19 protein-coding genes and 1 pseudogene are annotated in these 23,095 nt (G+C 39.4%); 8 read left to right on the top strand and 12 right to left on the bottom strand.

Annotated features, from left to right (window positions below):
* Positions 1–169: 169 nt before the first annotated feature.
* Positions 170–1,255, bottom strand: a complete 1,086-nt coding sequence (locus MST17_RS07615; protein WP_180027117.1) for a 3-deoxy-7-phosphoheptulonate synthase — start codon at positions 1,253–1,255, stop codon at positions 170–172.
* A 702-nt stretch (positions 1,256–1,957) separates the two neighbouring features.
* On the opposite strand from MST17_RS07615, the gene MST17_RS07610 reads away from it, so the two are divergent.
* Entirely contained in the window at positions 1,958–3,541 is a 1,584-nt protein-coding gene (locus MST17_RS07610; protein ID WP_180027116.1) for an ATP-binding cassette domain-containing protein, read from the top strand.
* Positions 3,542–3,663: 122 nt separating this feature from the next.
* On the opposite strand, the gene MST17_RS07605 is transcribed toward MST17_RS07610, so the two are convergent.
* The 3 genes from MST17_RS07605 to MST17_RS07595 form a co-directional block, all read right to left on the bottom strand.
* The gene (locus MST17_RS07605) at positions 3,664–4,833 is read right to left on the bottom strand and encodes an acyl-CoA desaturase (RefSeq protein ID WP_180027115.1); all 1,170 of its coding nucleotides are present in this window, start codon (positions 4,831–4,833) and stop codon (positions 3,664–3,666) included.
* Positions 4,834–4,868: 35 nt separating this feature from the next.
* Positions 4,869–5,888: a flavin reductase family protein gene (locus MST17_RS07600; protein WP_180027114.1), complete on the bottom strand. Its 1,020-nt coding sequence runs from the start codon at positions 5,886–5,888 to the stop codon at positions 4,869–4,871.
* 293 nt (positions 5,889–6,181) lie between these two features.
* Positions 6,182–7,297 carry an S-(hydroxymethyl)glutathione dehydrogenase/class III alcohol dehydrogenase gene (locus MST17_RS07595; RefSeq protein ID WP_078193885.1) on the bottom strand — a complete coding sequence of 372 codons (1,116 nt, stop codon included), beginning with the start codon at positions 7,295–7,297 and terminating at the stop codon, positions 6,182–6,184.
* A gap of 125 nt (positions 7,298–7,422) precedes the next feature.
* Between MST17_RS07595 and MST17_RS07590 the strand changes: the two genes are divergently transcribed.
* Positions 7,423–8,979, top strand: a complete 1,557-nt coding sequence (locus tag MST17_RS07590) for a phospholipase D family protein (protein WP_180027113.1) — start codon at positions 7,423–7,425, stop codon at positions 8,977–8,979.
* Positions 8,980–9,050: 71 nt separating this feature from the next.
* On the opposite strand, the gene MST17_RS07585 is transcribed toward MST17_RS07590, so the two are convergent.
* The 7 genes and pseudogenes from MST17_RS07585 to MST17_RS07555 form a co-directional block, all read right to left on the bottom strand.
* The gene (locus MST17_RS07585; protein WP_257224035.1) at positions 9,051–9,464 is read right to left on the bottom strand and encodes a class I SAM-dependent methyltransferase; all 414 of its coding nucleotides are present in this window, start codon (positions 9,462–9,464) and stop codon (positions 9,051–9,053) included.
* Positions 9,465–9,545: 81 nt separating this feature from the next.
* Positions 9,546–10,711, bottom strand: a protein-coding gene (locus tag MST17_RS07580) for an IS3 family transposase (protein ID WP_257246884.1) whose coding sequence is annotated in 2 segments (ribosomal slippage) — positions 9,546–10,453 and positions 10,453–10,711 — 1,167 coding nt in all. Because the reading frame shifts where the segments join, the coding sequence is not laid out codon by codon here.
* Between the two features lie 66 nt (positions 10,712–10,777).
* A pseudogene (locus MST17_RS07575) lies at positions 10,778–11,407 on the bottom strand (fatty acid desaturase); the annotation flags it as partial.
* A gap of 294 nt (positions 11,408–11,701) precedes the next feature.
* Positions 11,702–12,445 (bottom strand): SDR family oxidoreductase, encoded by a 744-nt coding sequence (locus MST17_RS07570; protein WP_078193819.1) that lies wholly within the window; start codon positions 12,443–12,445, stop codon positions 11,702–11,704.
* Positions 12,446–12,464: 19 nt separating this feature from the next.
* The gene (locus MST17_RS07565; protein ID WP_078193820.1) at positions 12,465–13,163 is read right to left on the bottom strand and encodes a histidine phosphatase family protein; all 699 of its coding nucleotides are present in this window, start codon (positions 13,161–13,163) and stop codon (positions 12,465–12,467) included.
* The gene (locus MST17_RS07560) at positions 13,160–14,281 is read right to left on the bottom strand and encodes a phosphotransferase family protein (RefSeq protein WP_168377545.1); all 1,122 of its coding nucleotides are present in this window, start codon (positions 14,279–14,281) and stop codon (positions 13,160–13,162) included. Before MST17_RS07560 ends, MST17_RS07565 begins: the two co-directional genes overlap by 4 nt.
* 110 nt (positions 14,282–14,391) lie before the next feature.
* Positions 14,392–15,633, bottom strand: coding sequence for an acyl-CoA dehydrogenase family protein (locus MST17_RS07555; RefSeq protein ID WP_180027030.1), 1,242 nt, complete (start codon positions 15,631–15,633; stop codon positions 14,392–14,394).
* A 93-nt stretch (positions 15,634–15,726) separates the two neighbouring features.
* Between MST17_RS07555 and MST17_RS07550 the strand changes: the two genes are divergently transcribed.
* The 5 genes from MST17_RS07550 to MST17_RS07530 all read left to right on the top strand — a co-directional run bounded on the left by MST17_RS07550 (position 15,727) and on the right by MST17_RS07530 (position 20,136).
* Complete coding sequence (locus tag MST17_RS07550) at positions 15,727–16,644, top strand: LysR family transcriptional regulator (protein WP_168377547.1); 918 nt, start codon at positions 15,727–15,729, stop codon at positions 16,642–16,644.
* A gap of 216 nt (positions 16,645–16,860) precedes the next feature.
* Positions 16,861–17,415: a thermonuclease family protein gene (locus MST17_RS07545; RefSeq protein WP_180027029.1), complete on the top strand. Its 555-nt coding sequence runs from the start codon at positions 16,861–16,863 to the stop codon at positions 17,413–17,415.
* Positions 17,416–17,554: 139 nt separating this feature from the next.
* On the top strand, positions 17,555–18,331 hold the full coding sequence (locus MST17_RS07540) for a DUF805 domain-containing protein (protein WP_180027028.1): 777 nt from the start codon (positions 17,555–17,557) through the stop codon (positions 18,329–18,331).
* Positions 18,332–18,506: 175 nt separating this feature from the next.
* On the top strand, positions 18,507–18,953 hold the full coding sequence (locus MST17_RS07535; RefSeq protein WP_180027027.1) for a MarR family winged helix-turn-helix transcriptional regulator: 447 nt from the start codon (positions 18,507–18,509) through the stop codon (positions 18,951–18,953).
* Entirely contained in the window at positions 18,937–20,136 is a 1,200-nt protein-coding gene (locus MST17_RS07530; protein ID WP_180027026.1) for an MFS transporter, read from the top strand. Before MST17_RS07535 ends, MST17_RS07530 begins: the two co-directional genes overlap by 17 nt.
* Positions 20,137–20,143: 7 nt before the next feature.
* Here the strand turns inward: MST17_RS07530 and MST17_RS07525 are convergent, their stop codons facing one another.
* A complete protein-coding gene (locus MST17_RS07525; protein WP_180027025.1) occupies positions 20,144–21,130 on the bottom strand; it encodes a GlxA family transcriptional regulator in 987 nt (328 codons plus the stop codon).
* 122 nt (positions 21,131–21,252) lie between these two features.
* Between MST17_RS07525 and MST17_RS07520 the strand changes: the two genes are divergently transcribed.
* Positions 21,253–23,040 carry an acyl-CoA dehydrogenase gene (locus tag MST17_RS07520; protein WP_180027024.1) on the top strand — a complete coding sequence of 596 codons (1,788 nt, stop codon included), beginning with the start codon at positions 21,253–21,255 and terminating at the stop codon, positions 23,038–23,040.
* Positions 23,041–23,095 lie beyond the last annotated feature (55 nt).

Here is a 23,095-nt window from a genome sequence, read left to right as displayed (position 1 = left end):
ACTCAAACATAAAACACTGAATTATCAGTATATATTTTAAAATATAGGCCATATTTCAATTTTTGTATTGAAGTAAGCAACAAAGGATTTTTCAAAATAAAAGCCTTAGAACAATCAATGTTCTAAGGCTTTGGGGTAAATCAATTCAGACTGAGTATGCTCTGGATTGTTAAGCACTACGTTTAATTTGTGATGCACGAAGTTCATTCGTAACCTGTTGAATCAAAGCAATGGTCTTATCCCAACCTAAGCATCCATCTGTTATAGATTGACCATAAATCATGTCACAACTAATTTTTTGATTTCCGTCCACCAAATGACTTTCCAACATCACGCCACGCACTTGGGTATGCTCACGCTCCGCTACAATAGTGCGTAATACTTCAGGTTGCTTCATTGGGTCTTTATGGCTATTACCATGACTACAATCGATCACTAAAGCCGGTAAATCGCCTTTTACTTTACTACGAATTTTGTCTATTTCAGCCAAACTATAATTTGGACCTGTATTGGAGCCACGTAAAATCAAATGTGCTTGTGGGTTGCCAACAGATTCTAAAATACACGGTAAGCCGGCTTGACTCATACCTAAGAACTGGTGTGGATGGGATGCAGATTGAATGGCATCTAGAGCAATTTGGATTGAGCCATCTGTTCCGTTTTTGAAACCAATACTGTATGGCATATGACTCGAGATTTCACGATGAATTTGTGATTCGCTGGTACGCGCACCGATTGCACCCCAAGCCAAAAGGTCATCAAAATAACCCGTCGCCATTGGGCTTAAAATTTCAGAGGCAATTGGCAAACCCATTTCAATAATTTGTAAGTACAGCTCACGTGATTTTTCTAAGCCCAACTGCATATTAGATGAACCATCTAAACTTGGGTCATACATATAGCCTTTCCAGCCCACTGTAGTACGTGGTTTCTCAATGTATGCGCGCATCACAAGAAAAATTTGATCTGAAACTTGTGTCTGTAATTGTTTTAATTTTTCGGCATATTCCAAAGCAGCAATTGGATCATGAATTGAACATGGGCCTGTAATAATCATTAGACGCGGATCTTGACCCGTCAAAATATTTTGAATCGTTACACGATGTGCAGCAATTTGTTCCGCTGATTGAGCAGATAAAGGTAATTGTTGTTTCAGTTGATGAGGCAAGCTCAAAAGTATTTCTTTCGACTGCGTAGATTTCTGTTGAATTTCTGAATTTTGAGTTTGTTGTAAAGCTGTATTTAGCGCATTCATTGGTTTTATTCCTTTGGACTGTGTACACAAACAGTCCGATCTTTTATCTGAGCGTTATGGGACTTTGGGACTTCAAGGCTTTAGACATAGACTGACTAAAGTAAAACCAATAACCGTTGCTAAAATATGAATTTTTTACTGTAAACATGAGATTTCTCCAAAAATATTATAAAAATCAAGACATAAAAAAACCTGATCAGGGTTGCCGATCAGGTATAAACTTGGTGGGCAACCTTTTTCATGCCCGAACGCGTTCAGGCAATTATCTAAACTGCCAAAAGTAATAATATGCGTTTGAGATTAAAGGTTGCTTTAACATCTTGATTTCATCAAAAAGTATCTATCTGAAAACCAAAATACGCTGTATTCATCGGTTTGACAATAGTTTTTTGCTATTTTGTTGTATTAAATAACTCTGCTGTCAATTATTGCGACCTATTTTTAAAATTTGATGTATTGATTAATAAATAAACATTTATTAGACTGCACAACATTATTCCGCAGTTTCAACCTTTTTTCATTTATTTTTTAATTCGAGTATTTGCCAATGAAGTAAGCCCTGTTTTTTCATCATCAAATCCATTTTTTTGATGTGCAAACACATGGCTAATGACTTTGACTGCATTTTCTCAAATATTGTCTTTTTTATAAAATAAAATTAGTTATTTGTATTGCGCATCTTTGCTATTGCAAGGTGCATCTATGACTCAAACAGCTTGTACAATTTCCCAATTAAGCTTGGAATTTCCCTCTAAAACACTTTTTAAAAACCTGAAATTTAACCTCAATCAACAGCAGCTTTCGGCATGTATTGGTCGCAATGGTTTAGGAAAGTCCTGCATCCTTAAAATCTTACATGAACAAAATCTGAAAGATCTCCCCTATGAAGGTGAAATTTCATGGAATGTACCACATGCCTATTTATCACAATTTTCTCGGCTAGAAGCTGACACGATTGCTTCTGCACTCGGTGTGGAAGATTTATTTAGCGCATTTCAACGTATCGAAATAGGCAATGCCAGTTTTGAAGACTTTGAGCTGACTGAAAACCAGTGGCACCGTCCTGCATTATGGCAGCAACAACTTAAGCAGACGTCACTTCCGACAGATTTAAATTTCCCTGTCGCTCAGCTGAGTGAGGGTCAAAAAACCAAATTGGCTTTGTGTGCATTATTTTTAAAAACCGACCATTATTTACTTTTGGATGAACCTAGTAACCATTTAGATGCATCCTCACGCTTATGGCTCATCGATCGTTTAGAAAACCATCCTGCCGGTGCATTTATTGTCAGTCATGATCGAGAGTTACTGCAACATGTAGAGCATATCTATGCTTTAAATGAGTTTGGACTCACACATGTTACTGGTAACTATGAAGACTACTTTCAACAAAATGATCTGCAAAATAAAGCCTTACAGCGTAATGCTTTACAGCATCAGCGTGAGTTAAAACAACTCAAATTACAGCAACACGAAACACAGATGAAAGCGCAAAAACGAGAACAACAAGGGCGTGTCCTACGCAAGTCAAGCACCCAAGCCAAAGTGTTACTCGATTTAAAAAAGGAACAAGCCGGTCAAAGCCTCGCTTCAGTTCAAACGCAACAGCAGAAGCAATTGGAAGAAAAGAGATCTCAACTGATTCAGTCACAGCAACAACTTGAGCATGTCAAAGAGCAGCAATTCGTTTTTCAACATCACGCTGAAAAAACAGGAGAAATCTTAAGAGTTAAACATTTTCATCGCAAAACATCTCAGCACCAGCCTTTCGACTTGGCCTTACAGGCAGGTGAAAAAATTCATTTAAAAGGAAAAAATGGTATTGGTAAATCTACATTTCTAAAGTATTTGAGTCAGACCACATCACAGTCTAGCCATGAAACGTTTTTGTCTGTGCATACCCTGTATTTAGATCAAAACTTGAGTAATTTATCACCTGAACTGAGTGTTTTGGACAATTTGGCAAAGTTTAATCCTGAGGTTTCGTCAACGGAATGGCGTAATCAACTCGGTCAACTTAGAATCCGTAGTCAAAAAGCGGAACTGCCATTTCACTGTTTAAGTGGTGGTGAGCGTTTAAAAGTAACCTTGTTGGGCTTAAATTATTTAACACCGAATATTGAGCTTTTATTGTTAGATGAACCTGAAAATCACTTAGATATAGAGTCTAGAATGTTATTGGCTCAAGCCATTCAGCATTATACAGGTGCGGTGATCCTCGTTTCACATGATGCATATTTTGTAGAATCTTGTGGCATTCAGAATAGCGTGCAATTTGTTGAATAACTCTCGCTCGCTAGATATATCTAAAAAAGCCAAAGTAGATGAACGCTACTTTGGCGAATTTAATGCTTTAGAAATCATCCATTGGAAGCATTAAGGGCAATATTGCTAAACAATACTGTATTTTAACACCCGATTTTCTTCATGATTTTTTGTTTAAGGCGCTGCTGAAGTGTAGCTGAACGTTCCTTAAGCTCGGCACGCCAGTCATTCGGCACTGAGCATTTCGCGAGGCGAACCCAAACGCTGGCAAACTGTTTGATGAAACTGGCTTCATTATAGTGAATACCATATTCCTCACAAAGTGCTTTAATTTTAGGTGCGGCTTCTGCATAGCGGTTTGCAGGCATATCAGGGAATAAATGGTGTTCAATTTGGTGACTCAAATTACCACTGAGTATATGTAACCATTGCGTTCCACTAAAATTACTTGAGCCACGAATTTGACGGAGATACCATTCTGCTCGAGTTTCATTTTCGGTATTGTCCATCTCAAAGTTTTCCGCATCTTCAGTAAAATGTCCATTAAAGATGACAGCGGAAGTCCATAAGCTACGAATCACGTTGGCTACAGCATTTCCTGCAAATACAGGAATCGCATTGGGACCTGCAATAAGCGGGAAAAATACATAATCTTTAATCACTTGGCGCTTAATTTTCTGACGTACATCGGCCGCTTCATGCCATACATCTTTCCAAGTTTTGGTTTTATACGCAATAACATCTTCTAAATGTAAACGTTGAATGCCGACATACCACTCAAAGAAAACCATGAGTTGGGCAGCCAGTGGAATATTAAAAAGGAAACGTGGCTCCCACTTTTGCGATTCACTCACACGGATTAAGCCATAGCCGACATCATGGTCCATCCCCACAATATTAGTATAGGTATGATGCACATAGTTATGGGTATATTTCCAGTCTTGGCCTGTGGCAATGGTATCCCAATCATAGTTAGCACCATTTAAGCTTGGGTCATTTAACCAATCAAACTGACCATGCATCACATTATGACCGAGTTCCATGTTCTCTACGACTTTAGAAATACCCAATAAACCAGTACCCAGTAACCACACTGGTGGAATCCAACCTGCAAACATCAACATGCCACGAGAAGCAATCTCGCTATGACGGACAAAATTGCGAATTTTATAAATATACGCTGCATCTTTTTCACCTACACTCTGCATGATTTCACGGCGAATTTGCTCAACTTTTTCGCCAAATTCAGCAGTTTGTTCGGGTGATAAATAACGTGACTTACTATTCGGACTAATATATATCGATTGATTCATGATGATGCCCCTGATTTGTTTTTATGCGGCTTGGGTTAGAGTTGAATACGTACAGGTGAAATTGCCTGAGAGACACATAATTTGATTTGTGTGTTATTCGCATGATCCATTTCGCCAGTGAGTAAGTTTTTCACTGAACCCTGTAATTTGGTACACGAACAGGTATTACAAATACCCATCCGACAGCCATGCGCAGGTTTTAAACCGGCTTTTTCAGCACTTTCCAGTAAATTTCCCTCTGCCAAAAAATCTTGCTGGGCTAAACTAAAAGTAACAGGTTGAGCAGGTACTGAATCATCAGCAATCATCTGAAAATATTCAGTATTTAAATATTCTGAAAGCCTTAACTCACGATACAATTGCTCAATGCTTTGCATCATTGGCGTTGCACCACAGGCATAGCAATCTCGCAGCTTAAAATCAGGGACCATGTGATTTAGCACCTCTGGTGTGATATGCAATTTGGTTTTCAGCGTATTAATCCCATGTAAATGTGCATGGTTAGATTGCTTCGCCAGTTGAATCAATTCATCCAAATAAGCATCATCTCGATTGAAATAAATCAGGTCAACCGTACGCCCAAGCTGAATTGCTTGTTTAAACAAAGCCATGATTGAGGTAATGCCACTACCAGAAGCAAGCAGCAAAATTGGTCGATCCGAATTTAGCTTTAAGCCAAACTCACCTTGCGGTTGCGATAATTCAACAACCTCACCTTTTTTTGAATGAGTTAAGCAGTTGGACACTTTGCCTTGTTGTTTGACTGCGATTACTACATGACCAGATGTATTGATTTCGACGATGCTATAGCTACGTTGATGCCGTACACCATCCTTTACAACTGTCACCAGAACACATTGGCCTGGTCGATAATTTTCTGCATTAAAGTTGTGATTCGCTAAAAAACTCAGTTCATAAAACCCGATCCCCACACAACGTGATTTGACTAATTGTGCTTTTACACGTTTGTAGGCCCAAATTGCATCAAATTTTTCTGCAATAAAATCAATAAAATCTTCCCGAATCCACTCAGGCTTGTAACTTGTAGTTGTCATTTTTTGCCTCGGATAATGCATTAATATACATTTGTTTTTTAAATTATGCTTACATTAAGTTTAGTGCTAATTCCCCACCATGTGAATTCGGGACAAAATCTATCATTTGGCATTTTTTATCATTTTATGTCTAACAATCTGTCACTTTTTGCAAATCCTAATTTGACGTTTTGATTTTTTATAACGACACAAATAAAAAAAACTAGGCCAAAGCCTAGTTTTTAAAAAAGTGAAAATTAACGCATTAATATTTAAATGATTAGTCGTTTAATCAAAAATATTTAAATCAATGTTTAATCTTCAAAATGTACAACAGAGCGAATTGATTTACCTTCATGCATTAAATCAAAGGCTTCATTGATTTTATCCAGCCCCATGGTATGGGTCACGAATGGTTCAAGTTTGATCTCGCCTGACATGGCTTCTTCTACCATACCCGGTAATTGTGAACGACCTTTAACACCACCGAAAGCAGTGCCTTTCCAAGTACGACCTGTAACCAATTGGAATGGACGGGTTGAAATTTCTTGACCTGCACCTGCCACACCAATAATCACAGATTGCCCCCAACCACGGTGAGCACATTCCAAAGCAGAGCGCATCACATTGGTATTGCCAATACATTCAAATGAATGGTCGACGCCCCAACCCGTCATTTCTACAATCACTTCTTGAACTGGACGATCATAATCTTTTGGATTAACAAAATCTGTAGCGCCAAATTCTTCAGCCAGTTTGAATTTGTCAGGATTGGTATCTACCGCAATGATACGACCTGCTTTGGCTTTTTTAGCACCTTGTACCACAGCCAAACCAATTCCGCCTAAACCAAAGACTGCAACTGAGTCACCTTCCTGAACTTTAGCGGTATTTTTAACTGCACCTAAGCCTGTAGTTACGCCGCAACCCAACAAACATACATGTTCGTGGTTCGCTTCAGGGTTAATTTTTGCCAAAGACACTTCTGCAACCACTGTATATTCTGAGAATGTTGAACAGCCCATATAGTGATAAATCGGCTGACCATTATACGAAAAACGTGTTGTGCCATCTGGCATTAAACCTTTCCCTTGTGTTGCTCGAACAGATACACAAAGATTTGTTTTACCCGATTTACAGAATAAACATTCACCACATTCTGCAGTATAAAGTGGAATAACATGATCACCTGGTTGCACTGAAGTCACACCTTCACCGACTTCAACCACAACACCTGCACCTTCATGCCCTAAAATTGCTGGAAATACGCCTTCAGGATCATCACCCGACAATGTAAATGCATCTGTATGACACACACCTGTATGGCTAATTTTGACTAAAACCTCACCTGCTTTAGGTGGAGCCACATCAATTTCCACAATTTCTAAAGGCTGACCCGGTCCAAAAGCAACGGCTGCACGTGATTTCATGTCTAAAAACATCCTGTATGGCTTATATTAACAGATGAGTTACAGTAACCTCTTTTTAAGCCTAGATACAACCTTAAAACATGATGTTATGATGAATTTTTCAAGGAATGATTAATGCTATTCGAATGATACAATTACGTGAAATAAGTTGTACTGTCGGTTTAACTGTTTCGATCAGCCTATTAACTGGATGCAGCTTACCTAGCAATCAGTCAAAAAAAGATGTCCCTATACAATCGCATGCAGACAAATGGATTACATCAGCTACAGACTTAGAAAAATTACAACAAAAACAAACGGCTTATTTAGCCTTAGATGATGCCTTCTTAAGCATTGCTTCTCGCCTACATTTGATTCGAAATGCAAAATACACCATCGATTTGCAATATTATATTTGGGAAAATGATGCTATTGGGCATCTGATGTTTCAAGAGTTACTGCATGCCGCTGACCGAGGGGTAAAAGTAAGGCTATTAATTGATGATCAAAACGGGACGAAACTCGATCCGACCTTACAATCCCTTTCAGCCCATCCCAACATTTCTATCAAACTATTTAATCCATATAAATTCAGAAAATTACGTGCCATTGATTATGCATTTCGCTTAAAGCACATTAACCATCGTATGCATAATAAATTAATTATTGCCGATGGTTTTATGGGCGTAACTGGCGGTCGTAACATCAGTAATGAATATTTTGATGCCAGTGAAAGTTTTCAATTTACAGATTTGGACATCCTTTTCTATGGCGAAGCCATACAACAAGCCAATCAGGTGTTTTTGAACTTTTGGAATGATGATTTAAGTTATTCTGTCCAGCAATGGATTGGTGCAGGTACAAAAGAAGAATTAAATCAATTAAGACAAACGTACCAAGAAAACTCTACAACGTTGACTAAAGATCAGCAGCGTATTAACTATGCACAGCAACAACTGGCGGCTCAGCTTAAACTAAGACCGGTGAATTGGGCCGAAGCACATTTCATTGCGGATAGTCCGAATAAAATTCGTGGTGAGGCTAAAGAGCAAGAATTAATTTATAACCAATTTGCGACCTTGATGGGACAGCCCAAGGAACGCATGGAATTGGTTTCAGCTTATTTTGTTCCCACGCAACAAGGAACTGACTTTCTAACGGGTCTTGCAGGTAAAAATGTAAAAGTCCGTGTGTTAACCAATTCATTTTTAGCCAATGACGTCGCTGTCGTTCATGCGTTTTATCAAAAATATCGCAAAGACTTACTCGAATACGGCGTGAAACTATATGAATTTAAACCTTATATAGAGCGTTCAAAACGCACATGGTATGAGGTCATAACTGGAAATATCATCCCTGCAAAAGGCAAAAATGCCTCTAGTTTGCATGCAAAATTTTTCGATATCGACGGAATGGTGTTTATTGGATCATTTAACTTTGATCCACGTTCCGCAAATTTAAATTCGGAAGTTGGCCTTGTCGTTAAGTCTGATCGATTACAAAACGATATTTCTGCCGCATTAAACCAATATTTACCGCAAATTGCGTATGAATTAAAACTGGATGAAAACGGCGAAATCATTTGGTTAGAGCATCAAAAAAATGGAAAAACCAAAACCTATACCCATGAACCTGAAACAACTCGATTCCAACGATTTAGTATAAAAGCAGTGTCATACCTCCCGATTGAATGGATGATGTAATGACAACGTACTGCTAAATGATTGAATTGCCCTCGTCGAGGCTATTTATTGAAATAATCTGATAAGTTCGATCAAGTCAAAAACGGTCTTAGTCTGTCTCGTTCATATGAGTGCTGGCTTTTGAAAAGAACCAAACCATTGACTTCACCCAGACATTCCACTTGGCCATAATTGGCTGCTTTCAGCGCGGCTAAATGTTCCTCAACTGACATATACAACTCATGATTTTGCTGTGCATGTGGTGCATATAAATGATCACATACAAAATACACGCCTTGTGTGTTTAACAACGTTTTTACAGTCCGATGAAACTCTGCTGCATACGCCTTATGCCTCAATTCATGTAAGGCCTGATGAATAATAATCACATCAAAGGTGCTGTTTTGATTGAAGTGAAGTGATTCTTCCCAAGCAGATTGTTTGAAATCCCCTGTTATAAAATTACATTTTAAGCGTTGCGCTGCACTTAGTTTTCCTTTTGCCAAGTCATGCATAGCTTCGGAAAAATCAAATGCTGTGTAATCTGATGTGTGCTGAATTAGCAGGAGACTTTCACTTGGGAGATTCTAGGCAGCTAACCGATAAAAGTCTTCTGCCATTTGATTTGGTGTCTTAAAATCCAAGCCTTTTTGAATTCTTCGCTGATTATAAAATAACTCTATATATTTTGTAATATCCGCTTTGGCTTCTTCCCTTGTTTTGTAGTTGCGATGATGGACTAGTTCATTTTTGAGTATGCCCCAGAAACTCTCTATCGGTGCATTATCAAAGCAGTCGCCTTTTTTGCTCATTGAACCCTGAAAATCAAATTTCTCAAGTAAGTTTCGATATTCATTACTGCAATATTGGCTGCCTCTATCTGAATGTACAATGAGATCTTTAGCAGGTTTCTGATTGCGAATAGCCATATTCAATGCATCACAAACAAGCTTGGCTGTCATGCGCTCATTTAAGCTATAGCCAACAACCTGTTTCGTGTAAAGATCTTTGACAGCTGCCAAGTACAACCAGCCCTCAGCCGTCCAAATGTAGGTAATGTCACTCGACCACGCAAGATTAGGCTTCGTCATTGAAAACTGTTGCTTGAGTAAATTGTCATAAATAGAACGGTTGTGATCACTGTTCGTGGTTCTTTTGAAACGCTTATGGCGCTTACAATACAACTGATTTGATTTTTTTATTTGGCGCACAGCATACGTACTTATTTTGATACCTTGCGCTTGTAAATGCTTGGTTAATCGAACATAGCCATAGCTTTGTTTGGTTTCTTCATGGGCTATTTTGACCAAAATTGTCTGCTGATTTCGCTGAATTGATCTTTTACTCATGCCTCGCTTTAGCCAATCATAAAAGCGAGAAACGGATACACGAAGTAATCGAGCCATTAAAATAATCGGAAATAAGTGGCTTTGCGATTTCATATAGGCGTACCTCACTGACTTTCTTTGGCAAAGTACGCTGCTGCCTTTTTTAAAAATTCACGTTCCATTTCAGCTGTTTTGAGCTGTTGTTTAAGCTTCTTATTTTCTTCGAGTAAGGCGTTTAGATCGGGCGAATACTGTTTTGTGCTTGCTAAAGTTCCAGCCTTTGCTTTGTTATTCCAGTTCGAAAGGGTTTGCATTGAAATGCCAAGTTGTCTAGCGGATTCCGATACATTACCTTGGTTCTCTTCAATGGCTTTTATGGCTTCAGCTTTAAATTCTGCGGTGTAAGTCTTCTGTTTCTTGCTCATGGTAAACTCCTAATGAGTATGTATAGTTTACCAAGTTAAACCCTCCTGTTTTTTAAGCACACATCATACATACCAAATGCCGTAATAAATAAAACTTAAAGGAAAAAAACCAGTCAGTTGAGAGAACAATGCAGTTTTACGTTCTTTTTCAGGTTGTTTTTCAATGAATTTCCCAATCATTTTGAACATTTGAAATGGGCGCAAATACACCGTCATCAATTGATCGCTAATGACCAATAGACGACGTAATCCCCAAGGCATGCCATTACTAATGCCCCGTTCTTCCAAATCGTATTCTGAACCTGAATACTTATGATGATTGAGGTGCAAACGACGACGTGCCCAAGGACTAATGGTATTGGGACGTGCTAACCACACCAAGGCCAACATGAGATGGTGAGCCCACGGCGTCTTTTTAAAATACATATAATGAATCAGGTCATGTTCTAATTCATGTGTCAGTGACGCAAACATCGCCACCAAAATCACACAAGCCCATGCCGGTAAAATGCTAACAGCAAACGCCCAAGCTGAAACCAACATTCCCAGTAGCGCAAAAATAAGGATGGAAGCGCCTATAAAGTTTTGATGTTTTAAAATGGGATACTGCTGACGTAAGTCTTCACCAGCTTTCGTTACGACAGTTCTGACTTTGTTAATTCGCTGTTGATCTGTCATATCGGAAGACATAGACATAGTACAAACCTAAAAATTAAAGAACAGTTGTACATTAAAGCAAATTAAAAAAAAGGAAATCGCTATTTTGAGAACAAATCATCGTCTGTTCAAATATTCAACATTTTATTTATTTTCAATATCTTATTTATAAATAATCTGAGTAATTACTCCAATTTTTCTTTGCAAAATCGGCTGCTTTTAATGTCTTTTGATCACAGGTTTTATGTATTCCTTTTTAACCTACAGAGGAAGGTGAAGATCATTTGAGAATAAAAAAGCCCCAAAATTGGAGCTTTATTATTGAATAAAGGTTTAACCCAATTTATTCACAATTTTCAACGGCAATACTTTCATTGCAAGACCTAAAGGCAACCAGGGCCATTGTGGTACATAAGCTTTAACCGGTGCTTTCTCAATGGCTTTTGCTAAAAGATGTGAACCAGTTTTTTCATCGACTTCAAATGGCAGTTTTTTCGCACCTTCATTGATCTCTGTACGAATATAACCAGGGAAAATAGTCGTCACTTTAATTGGGGTATCAATCAGTTCTGCACGAATACCTTCAGCTAGAGCAGCAACACCTGCTTTACTCGCACCATAAGCCGTTAAATGTTTAGGCATGCCGCGCATAGCACTCATCGAAGAAATCACCACCAAATGCCCTGCATTTTGGCTACGGAAAATTTCAACCGCAGCTTCACATTGCGCTAATGCAGAGATAAAGTTAGTTTCAACTGTGGCACGGTTAATTTCAAAATTGCCTTTACCAATACGACGACCTTCACCGACACCTGCGTTGACAATAACACGATCAATACTGCCAAAATCTGCTTTAAAGGCACGGAATACTTCAAACACTTGATCGTAATTTGTGACATCGAGGGTTTTCGCAATCACTTTGATGCCATATTGGCTTTCCAGTTCATTTTTTAGCGTTTCTAGACGCTCTAAACGACGTGCGCAAATGGCCAAGTTGTAGCCTTTTTGTGCAAACTCGCGTGCCATTCCTGCACCAATCCCTGAGCTTGCACCTGTAATTAAAATTGTTTTAGCCATGATAATTCCTTTGTTTATCTTAGATCCAAGTCAATAAATTTGGATCAACTGCTTTTATAAAATGGTGTTCATTTAAACTGAGTAATTGCGGTTCATTTCCAACCAAACGCAGTGTTGTCATACTGGTATTGGCAATGGCCCAATTGAGTGCAAATGTTTTTTCTGGACTCAGCCCTAAAATTTTACCTACGGCAACGGAGATCACTCCACCTGAACTAAACACAACAGCATAGCGTGGTTTGGTTTCAGCCAGTTGAGTGCATAACTTTTCTAGCGCTGTTTCGACTCGACTTTTAAAATGTGGCCAAGATTCATCATATTCATGATGAAATTCTCCACCTGTCCAACGCTCAATGGCGCCTTCAAAAATTTTCGATAAATAAGCACGTGGGTTTTCATGCTTAGATACATCTTCTTTTAATAAATGCGGTTGGTTAAATCGAGGTTCATATTGAGCAAAAACTTGCTGATGATTAAATTCATTCCACGCGTTATCTGTATCAACTTGTGCTTCTGGAAAGCATTCAGCCAATGCAAGATTGGCTGTTTGTTGATGACGTTGCATGGAGCCCGCAACCACATAAGGACTTTCTTTTAAAATACGGTCGAAATACTGTCCCAGCACCTTAGCCTGTAGCTCACCATTGGGAGAAAGTTTGTCATAGCTTTCTGCACCAAAAGAAGCCTGACCGTGCCGAATTAAATATATCGTGGTCATTTCCCTAAAATATCCTTCATTTTTTCAATATATTTTTGTGCCACATCATTGGCTTCAAGTTTTTGCAAACCAATAAGTTTTAATGCACGAATATGTAAAGCATGGATCACAATCCAAAAATCTTTGAATGCCGGATTATTGGTTTGTTTGTGGTAAAAGCGGTAATAAATTTGCTGTGCGATCACGGCTAAACGGAAAATGCCGAACACTTCATAAAATGTCCAGTTGTCTGTTTGTAGACCAGTTTTTTCTAAGTAATATTCAACGACTTCTTTACGACTAAACATACCTTTCAAGTTAGTCGGCTGGCGTCGAGTCGCTTTAAAAATTGCGTTATCGCCACTTTCAACCCAATACGCTAAAGCTGAACCTAAGTCCATCAGTGGATCGCCAAGCGTTGCCATTTCCCAATCCAATACGCCAATCACTTGGGTAGGATCATTTGGATCTAAAATGACGTTGTCAAAACGCCAATCGTTATGAATTACACAGGTTTTAGAGTCAGCAGGAATATTGTCTTTGAGCCAATTACGGACATATTTAAAAGAAGGAACATTTAAGGTTTTGGCTTTTTCATAGCGTGCGTCCCAACCTTCCACTTGACGACGACAGTAGCCGTCGCCCTTGCCTATTTTTTCTAAAGCTGTGCCTTCATATGGCACTTGATGCAGTTCAATTAACTTGTCGATGACGTTGGTACATAACGCTCGAACTTGGCTTTCATCAAAATTTAATTCTTTGGGTAAGTTTGCACGTGGAATGATGCCTTCTACGCGCTTCATCACGTAGAAATCACAGCCAATAACTGATTCATCCTGACATAGCGCCACCATTTCAGGGAGTACAGGATAAAATTCAGATAATGCTTTCTGTACGTTAAATTCACGTGCCATATCATGTGCAGACTTGGCTTTGGTACCTTTCGGTGGACGACGTAAGATTAAATCAGCATTGTCGTATTTTAAGCGATAAGTCCAATTTGATGCGCCACCTGAATATTGAGTGACTTCAACAGGCCCTTCTATTTCAACGCCATGTTCAATCAACCAATTGCCTACGGCACGTACATCCAGTTCTTCACCCTCACGAACTGAACCGCCTACATCAATCACTGACATGCTTTTCTTCCTAAACTTGAATCTATCATGATGATAAAAATATAATTTTCTATAGTTTTATAGCATGGACAACTCGGGGTTGCCATGCCAAATATGTGACTACAACTTGTTTATTTTTTACGACGGCTGCTGTAACCGCGCTTAGCCAATTCTAATTTAGCAATCATGCCTTTATGTACTTCATCAGGGCCATCAGCTAGACGCAGTGAACGTGCTTGCGCAAAGAAGCCTGTGAGCGGTGTATCTCGAGAAACCCCAGCACCACCGTGAATTTGAATCGCCATATCAACGACTTTTTCTAAGACACTTGGCGCAACCACTTTAATTGCCGAAATCTCGGTTAATGCAGCCATATTCCCTAGAGTATCCATTTTATATGCTGCATAGAGGGTCAGTAAACGTGCTTGATCGATCGCAACACGTGCTTCTGCAACACGCTCTAAATTGCCACCGAGTTTTAAAATTTCTTTACCAAAAGCAGTACGGCTCATACCACGGTCAATCATCAGTTCTAGCGATTTTTCAGCTGCACCAATACACCGCATACAGTGATGAATACGGCCTGGGCCTAAGCGACCTTGTGCAATTTCAAAACCTTGACCAGCGCCGCCAATAAAGTTTGCAACAGGAACACGTACATTTGTGAAGCTAACTTCTCCATGTCCATGAGGTGCATCATAATCACCAAAGACTGGAAGCATACGTTCGATTTTCACTCCAGCAGTTTCAACTGGTACTAAAACCATAGAATGCTGATGATGACGGTCTTTGCTTTCATCTGGTGTATGTGCCATAAAAATAATGATTTTGGCATTTGGATCACCTAAACCTGAAGACCACCATTTACGGCCATTCAACACAATTTCGTCGCCTTCAACGACAGCTGTTGCTTCCATATTGGTGGCATCACTTGAAGCAACAGCAGGTTCTGTCATGCAAAACACCGAACGGATTTTGCCGTCTAGTAATGGTGTTAACCACTGCTGCTTTTGTTGTTCCGTACCATAGCGCCAAATCACTTCCATATTGCCGCTGTCTGGTGCATTACAATTGAATACCGTGGGTGCAAGTAAGCTACGGCCTGAAAGTTCTGCGATGTGTGCATATTCTTGTACAGATAAGCCTTGCCCAAGTTCAGGACAAGGTAAGAACATATTCCATAAGCCTGCAGCTTTGGCTTTATCCTTTAAAACCTCTAACTGTGCCGGCCATTGCCATTTGGTCCAATCACCACCTTGGTTCAACTCATGAACTTCTGCCCAAAACTCAGTTTCTACAGGCTCAATTTCATCTTTAATAAATTTTTTTGTTCTTTCAATATAATCTTGTGCACGTGCTGAAAGTTCAAACATGACAATATCCTTTAAATATTATGTTCTTTACGCTTTACAACACCATAACCTGAAATCTAATATGAACAAAATGATTTAATTCAATAGATGAACATGAATAGTATTCATAAAAACACCGTCATTGATATGGGTGTTTTCCACCGTATGGATATCAATTTATATCCACTGTATATCGCAGTTTATGAACAAAAAAGCATTTCAAAAGCAGCACAAATTTTGTGTATTACTCAGTCTGCAGCGAGTCATGCACTTCAACGTTTAAGACAACATTTACAAGATGACTTATTTGTACGTGCTGGGGCAAAAATGCTCCCGACTCCATTTGCTGAACAGATTTATCCCGTAATTAAAAATGCGCTTATTGCGATTCAAAGTATTTCTATCCAAAAACAACAATTTACTCCTTCAATGGTACAGAGCTTAAAAATTGCCGTACATGATGAAATTGAACCGATTATTTTTCCTAAGTTAGTTGAACACTTTCAACAGCAACAGTTTCAGATCCAATTTTCCAGTATTAAATTAGACCGCAAAACCATTGTGGCTGACCTTGCTGCACAGCAAATCGATTTTGCGATTGATCTTGAGCAAAACTTTGGTGAAAAAATAAATTTTCAAACTTTAGTTGAAGACCAATTCGTGGTTTGTAGTCAACATTCCAAGATGGATGAATCTATTTATCTTTCTGCTCCTCACATTGGGGTTTCTTCCCGACGTGCAGGTGTATTAGTTGAAGATATTTATTTAAATCGTAAAAAACACTCTAGAGAGATTTTTTTACGCTGTCAGCATTACTCTACTGCGCTACAAATTTTGGCACAGCAACCCAAGGCGATATTGACGATTCCGCAAAATATTTTGACGCATTTACAGGTTGCTCCCGAACTGAATATTTTTGATGTACCTGTAGACTTGCCGAAAATTAAATTAGGGATGTATTGGCATAATGATTTGGAATTAAATTCACGGCATGTTTTTTTGCGAAGCGAAATTTCTAAAATATTTGCTTAGGCTATTTTCAATGGGACACCACTTTACTTAGGCTATTTGCATGTATTTAGATAGAGTTTTGCGTGATGAAACTTGCTGTATATTTATAGATCAAATGCTGATTATTTAAGGTATTTTTAACTGACCGTCGGTTTGTTCGACAGCCATATATCATGAGTTCTTATAAAATCTAAACTCCTGTTTTTATGCGATATGACCTCGTTCATATCATTGTGTATGCTTTCAAATCTCTCCGCGAATTGGCTCATGGCTTTAGGTGCAGTACTGTGCCTGATCACAGTCTATGTTCTTTATAAAGTCACCATTTTCTTAAAGGATTTTTTCCAACCTTTTAAGAAAGGAAAATCTTACCTCTGTCGTGTATCTGATATTAGTGATGGCGACACCCTCACCTGCTATCGGATGAATCTAAGACGTTCTAAAACCAAACTTCGCTTTGCTTATGTGGATGCGCCAGAATCGACACAAGCCTACGGTAAAGAGTCCGCTCGACTGATCAAATCCATGGTTTACAAGAAATTTGTTCGCGTAAAAATCACTGATGTAGACCGTTATGACCGCTGCGTTGGGGTTATTTATCGCTATCGTAAATGCATGAATGAAGAAATGGTAAAACGTGGTGCTGCGTGGGTTTACGAAGAATACATCCGTGACCAAAAGCATTTGCACTATATGATGAATTTACAAAGCAAAGCACGTAAACAAAAGAAAGGTTTGTGGAAAGCCAGTCGTCCAATGCGCCCTAAAGAGTATCGTAAATTACATAAATAACAGACCACATTACAGCATGGCTAAGGAATATTTGACGACTTAGCCATGTCTAATATTTGACCTTTTTTTACTTCGCTATACAATATTGCTGCCCTTTTGGGCATAGAAAATAAATTAGATAATTAAAATTGGAATAATAATGACTGAACTTACTTCAAGCGAATTGAATCCGTTTCAACAAGATCAAAATATTCAGCCTCAAATTCAAAAAGCCGATCATCCACTGTCTCCTGAAGGACGTTTTGGCCGCCTGTCCTATTTAGCGTGGTTATTTATCATTAGTATGATTTATACCTGCCTATTAGGCATCAGCGTCGCACTGGGACTTTTTGCATTTTTCAATTCAGCAGAACGTAGTATTGAAGCACTTTTTAATTCGTTTTTAGGACTCAGTGCGATCGCACTGATTGTCGTTTCTATCGTTGCAATGTTTGTCGCAATGATCTGCATTACGATTCGTCGTTTACATGATCTAAATAAAAGCGGTTGGCTCTGCTTAATTTTTCTCATCCCTCTGGTCGGTACCATCTTTAGCATTTATGTGATGGCTGCAAAAGGCACTGAAGGTGAAAATAAATATGGTATTAAGCGTCCAACTGAACAAACAGAGAAAGTCATTGGGTCACTGTATCTGATCCTGATGATTGTTTATTTATTGGTTATGCTTCCATTGATGTTCAATATGCAAAGTATGATGAGTAATTTAGAACAAGCCCAATTACAAGAACAAGCCATGATATCCGAAGGTGAACATGAAGAATTAACAGATGAACAACTTGCAGCTTATTTAGAGCAAGCTGAATCAGAAGGTGAAGAACTTGCTTATGCAGATGGTGAAAGTGTAGAAATTTCAGAAAATGCAGACAGCTCAGCGGAAGATGCTGCAATTGCAGCTGCAGAAGCTTCTGTAGAATAAACACGCATTGTTTAGAGCATAAATGAACGATAAGCTTTAAATGAAATGTTATGCAAGAAAACCTGTGTGCGCACAGGTTTTCTTATACCTGTTTTTTATGGTTTGAGTTGTTCACTTGAATTCAAAATAAATTAGGCGTAAAGTTGCGATAATTTAGTTACCCTAGTTAACTATTATGAATTCCACATTAGGTTTCCGCTCTTCACTTCTGCGCTGTGCGCGTCTGATTAGTGATGAAATCAACACGATTTTACTGCCCTATCAATTGAACTATTCGCTTTGGCAAGTCATGTTTGTCATCCGTGAAAAAACCGCTTGTACATCTATTGAAATGGCGGAATATTTAAATGTATCCAAGCCATCCATCACTAAGCGTGTCAAAATTCTTGCACAAATGGATATTTTGGCACATGTGCAAACTGACGATAAACGTCAAAAGAAAATGATGCTCAGCGAGACTGGACTTGATTTATTTCAGCAATGTGCAAAAGACATAGATGCCTTTGAGCAGCGCCTGATCGCGCCATTAGCTAGCCAAGATATCCAACATTCAATTCAAATTTTACACCGTGTCATGCAAGAACTTGAACAAAGCACTGTAGGTGATGATCATGCAAGATAAAGCACCACTTTGGACTCAAAATTTTATTTTAGTCAGCGCCATTAACTTCCAATTGGTTTTAACCTTTTATCTCTTGGTTGTGGTGATCGTGGGCTATGCGGTGGCTGAATTAGGTGCGACAACTGCTCAAGCCGGTCTAGTTTCAGGCTTGTTCATTGTCGGCACATTGGTCGGGCGTTTATTGGTGGGTAAGTTCCTAGAGCGTTTTGGTCGTAAAACAACACTGATCGTTGGTTTAATTGGCTTTTTAGTCTTTTCTGGTTTTTACTTCATTCAGTTTGGCGTCGGCATGTTGCTATTCATACGCTTTATGCATGGCTTTATGATGGGTATGGCATCAACAGTGCTGGGTACCTTAATTGCCCAAATCTTACCAGCGACACGTCGCGGTGAAGGCATTGGCTACTACAGCATGAGTAGTACGTTAGGTACGGCTATTGGGCCATTTCTTGCCATTTGGATGATGTTACATATTGGTTATCATGCGATTTTTATCGTTTCTACGATTATCGCATTGAGCTGCCTATTGGTTGCCTTGCTGATTCAAGTGCCCGATTTACCCAAAATCAATAAACCCCTCGATACTGTTGAAGCTGTCAAAAAACCGAGTTGGATTGCTCAATTTGTAGAACCTAAAGCATTACCGATATCATTCATCATGCTTTTCGCTTCAATCTGCTATTCAGGCGTTTTGTCTTTCATTAACTTTTATGCCAAAGAAATCGATTTGGTTGAAACAGCCTCGTTTTTCTTTTTGATGTATGCCATTGCGATTTTAATTTCTCGCCCATTTACAGGCCCGTTGATGGACCGTAAAGGTGAAAATATTGTGATCTACCCTGCTTTTGTGATTATGGGCGTGGCATTGGTATTGCTCAGCATCACACAGAGTTCATGGATGCTTTTACTTTGTGCAGGCCTACTTGGACTCGGTTATGGCAATATTCAGTCGGTCTGCCAAACAGTTGCGGTAAAAAGTGCGCCGCTTGAACGTATGGGCTTTGCCACTTCAACTTTCTTTATCTTTTTGGATGCCGGCTTAGGCTTTGGACCGTACTTTATCGGTAAATTGCTCGACCATATTGGCTACTCACAATTGTATTTGTATAGCGCCTTTGCAGCCTTTGCATGTATTGGTGCCTACTACTTTTTACATGGCCGTTATACCGTTCGAACCGCTTAAACTGTAGCTAAACATCAAATCGTCGGCTGAAACGTCGACGATATTCTAAGGGGCTCAGCCCCGTTTTTTTTTGGAATAACCGTCGAAATGAGCTTGGGTCACTATAGCCGACCTCTCGCATAATCAGATCTAAAGCATGTCCCGTTTCTTCTAAACGCTTTCGTGCAGCTTCAATCCGTATTGATTGTAAGTACTGATTCGGTGGAATATCCAAAGCTGCTTTAAAATGTCGAATCAATGTCCTCGTTGTCACATTAAACTGCGCCGCAAGTTCATCTAAGACAATATTTTCATGATAATGCTGTTCTAACCAATCTTGAACTTTTTGCACCAAACCATCCTGATGCGGTTTAGATATTTTCAATAAAGAATAGGACAACTGACTATCACGACGATAATCCAATACAAATGATTTTGCCGTGTGGATTGCCGTTTCAAAACCATAAAAACGTTCGATTAGGTGTAGTCCCAAATCAAACCATGCTAAGCCGCCGCCTGCACAATAGATATTTTGGTCATGGCTAATGAGCTGATCTGCATTCAGTTTCACCAAAGGATAGCGTTCACGAAACATTTGCTGAAAGCCCCAATGCGTCGTTGCCTGCTTACCATCTAAAAGCCCTGCTTCTGCCAGAAAAAAATTACCCGTACAATTTCCTGCGATCAGTCCGCTCTGCAATTGCCGAGTTTTTAATAACCCGATCAGTGCTGCGTTTTGCGCTAAAACATCTAAGATCGGCGCGCCTATCGTTGGGACAATGATGATATCTGCATCTGTTATTTCAGAAAATGCTAAATCTGCATAAAGCTTGATGCCATTGATACATTGCACAGCTTGACCATGTTGTGAGGCAATTTTGACCTGAAATAGCCGCTGCACATTTTGTTTTTGAATCCGGTTCCAACTGACTCCCGCCATTGCAAAGAGATCAACAACCCCAGTAATCGCAGAAGCCAAAGCACCATCAAATGCTAAAATTATGATTTTCTTCATTTAAAGTTCAAATTATCAAAATGTCATTTTTGACTTATTAAGTGTCATTATTGACAATTCTATATCTAAAAATCAACTGCTAGGCTTAAGCCATAAAATTCGACCCGATTAGAGATTGATCAATGGCGCAGTTAATCAATGACAAAGATTTAAATTTTTTGCTATTTGACGTGTTTAAAGCGCAAGACTTAACGCATTACCCACGTTTTGCTGAGCATGATGCTGAAACCTTCAAAAGCATCCTAGAAACTGCACAAGGTATTGCTCAAGACTTTTTTGCACCCCATAACGCAACAGCCGATCAAAACGAACCTACATTTGATGGTCAACAGGTTAAAACCATTGCTGAAGTCAAAACGGCATGGAAGCAATTTGCAGATGCCGGCTTGCTTTGTGCGCAGCATGATTATGATGCAGGCGGTATGCAACTTCCGACTTTGATCAACATGGCTGCAAATGCTTATTTCATGTCAGCAAATCCTTCATCAGTGGCTTATTCATTTCTAACCGCTGCGGCTGCAAATGTGATTCAAGCTTTCGGTACGACTGAACAAAAAGATAGGTTTGTACCGCATATGTTCAGTGGTCGCTTTGCAGGAACGATGGCTATGACTGAACCTGATGTGGGTTCATCTTTGGGTGATTTGACCACAAAAGCCATACCGCAAGCCGATGGTACCTACCTCATCAAAGGCCAAAAGATGTTTATTTCAGGGGGTGACCAAGACATCACTGAAAATATCGTGCATTTGGTCCTTGCTCGCATCCAAGATGCACCTCAGGGCGTAAAAGGTATATCTCTGTTTATTGTTCCGAAGTTTAAAACCCTGAGCGATGGTTCACTTGCAGGCGCCAATGACGTTCAACTGGCTGGCTTATTACATAAAATGGGCTACAGAGGTACAACATCGACAGTACTGAGCTTTGGTGAAAAAGACCAATGTACAGGCTATCTGATTGGTGAAGCAGGTGCTGGTCTTAAATATATGTTTAAGATGATGAATGAAGCACGAGTCGGTGTCGGCTTAGGTGCAGCCATGATTGGATACCGTGGCTATTTAGAGTCACTCGAATATGCCAAAAACCGTCCACAAGGTCGCTTAGTATCAGATAAAAATCCTGCCTCAAAACCTGTCAATATTATTCAACATACAGATGTTAAACGGATGCTTTTGGCACAAAAATCCTATGTGGAAGGCGCACTTGCATTATGCCTATTTGCTGCACGTTTAATTGATGAACATCAAGCCGCTAACAATGAAGACAGCGCGTTGTTATTAGATTTGATTATCCCTGTCGTCAAATCATTCCCTTCCGCCTATGGACCAAAAGCCAATGATTTAGCCATTCAAGTTTTAGGTGGCGCTGGCTATACCCGCGAATATCCACTTGAACAATGCTATCGCGACAACCGCTTAAATCCGATCCATGAAGGTACATTTGGTATTCAATCTTTGGATTTGTTGGGTCGTAAGCTTTGGCAGCACAACAGCAGAGGTTTGATGCTGTTATTACAACGTATGCAAAATACGATTGATCAAGCTCAAGATCCAAAAACGGAAGCGCTTGCAGCGATTTTTTCAGGGCATTTAAACACGGTGAAGAAAACCACACAAAGTTTGGGACAAGTCCTCGCACAAGGTCGTGTCGATCAGGTACTGGGTAATTCTGCCTTGTATCTAGACATGATGAGCAAAGTCATCATTTCATGGCTATGGCTTGAAATGGCTAATCAAGCCCTAGTGAAATTTGAACATTCAGATTTAGCTGAAGATCAACAATTCTTAGCCGGTAAATTACAAGCCGCGCAATATTTTATCCGCTGGGAATTACCTGAAATAGAACATCAAGCCAAGTTATTGCTAGAACTTGATGATACTTGCCTCAACATGCAAGAAAGTTGGTTCTAGTCACCCGTTTAGCTCAGTCCTCAATGGGCTAATCTGGACAAGGTTTTCACGGATG

Origin of the sequence: Acinetobacter sp. YH16056_T (assembly GCF_024605895.1) — a bacterium.
GTDB lineage: Bacteria > Pseudomonadota > Gammaproteobacteria > Pseudomonadales > Moraxellaceae > Acinetobacter > Acinetobacter amyesii.
This window is presented reverse-complemented; position numbering and strand designations above follow the sequence as displayed.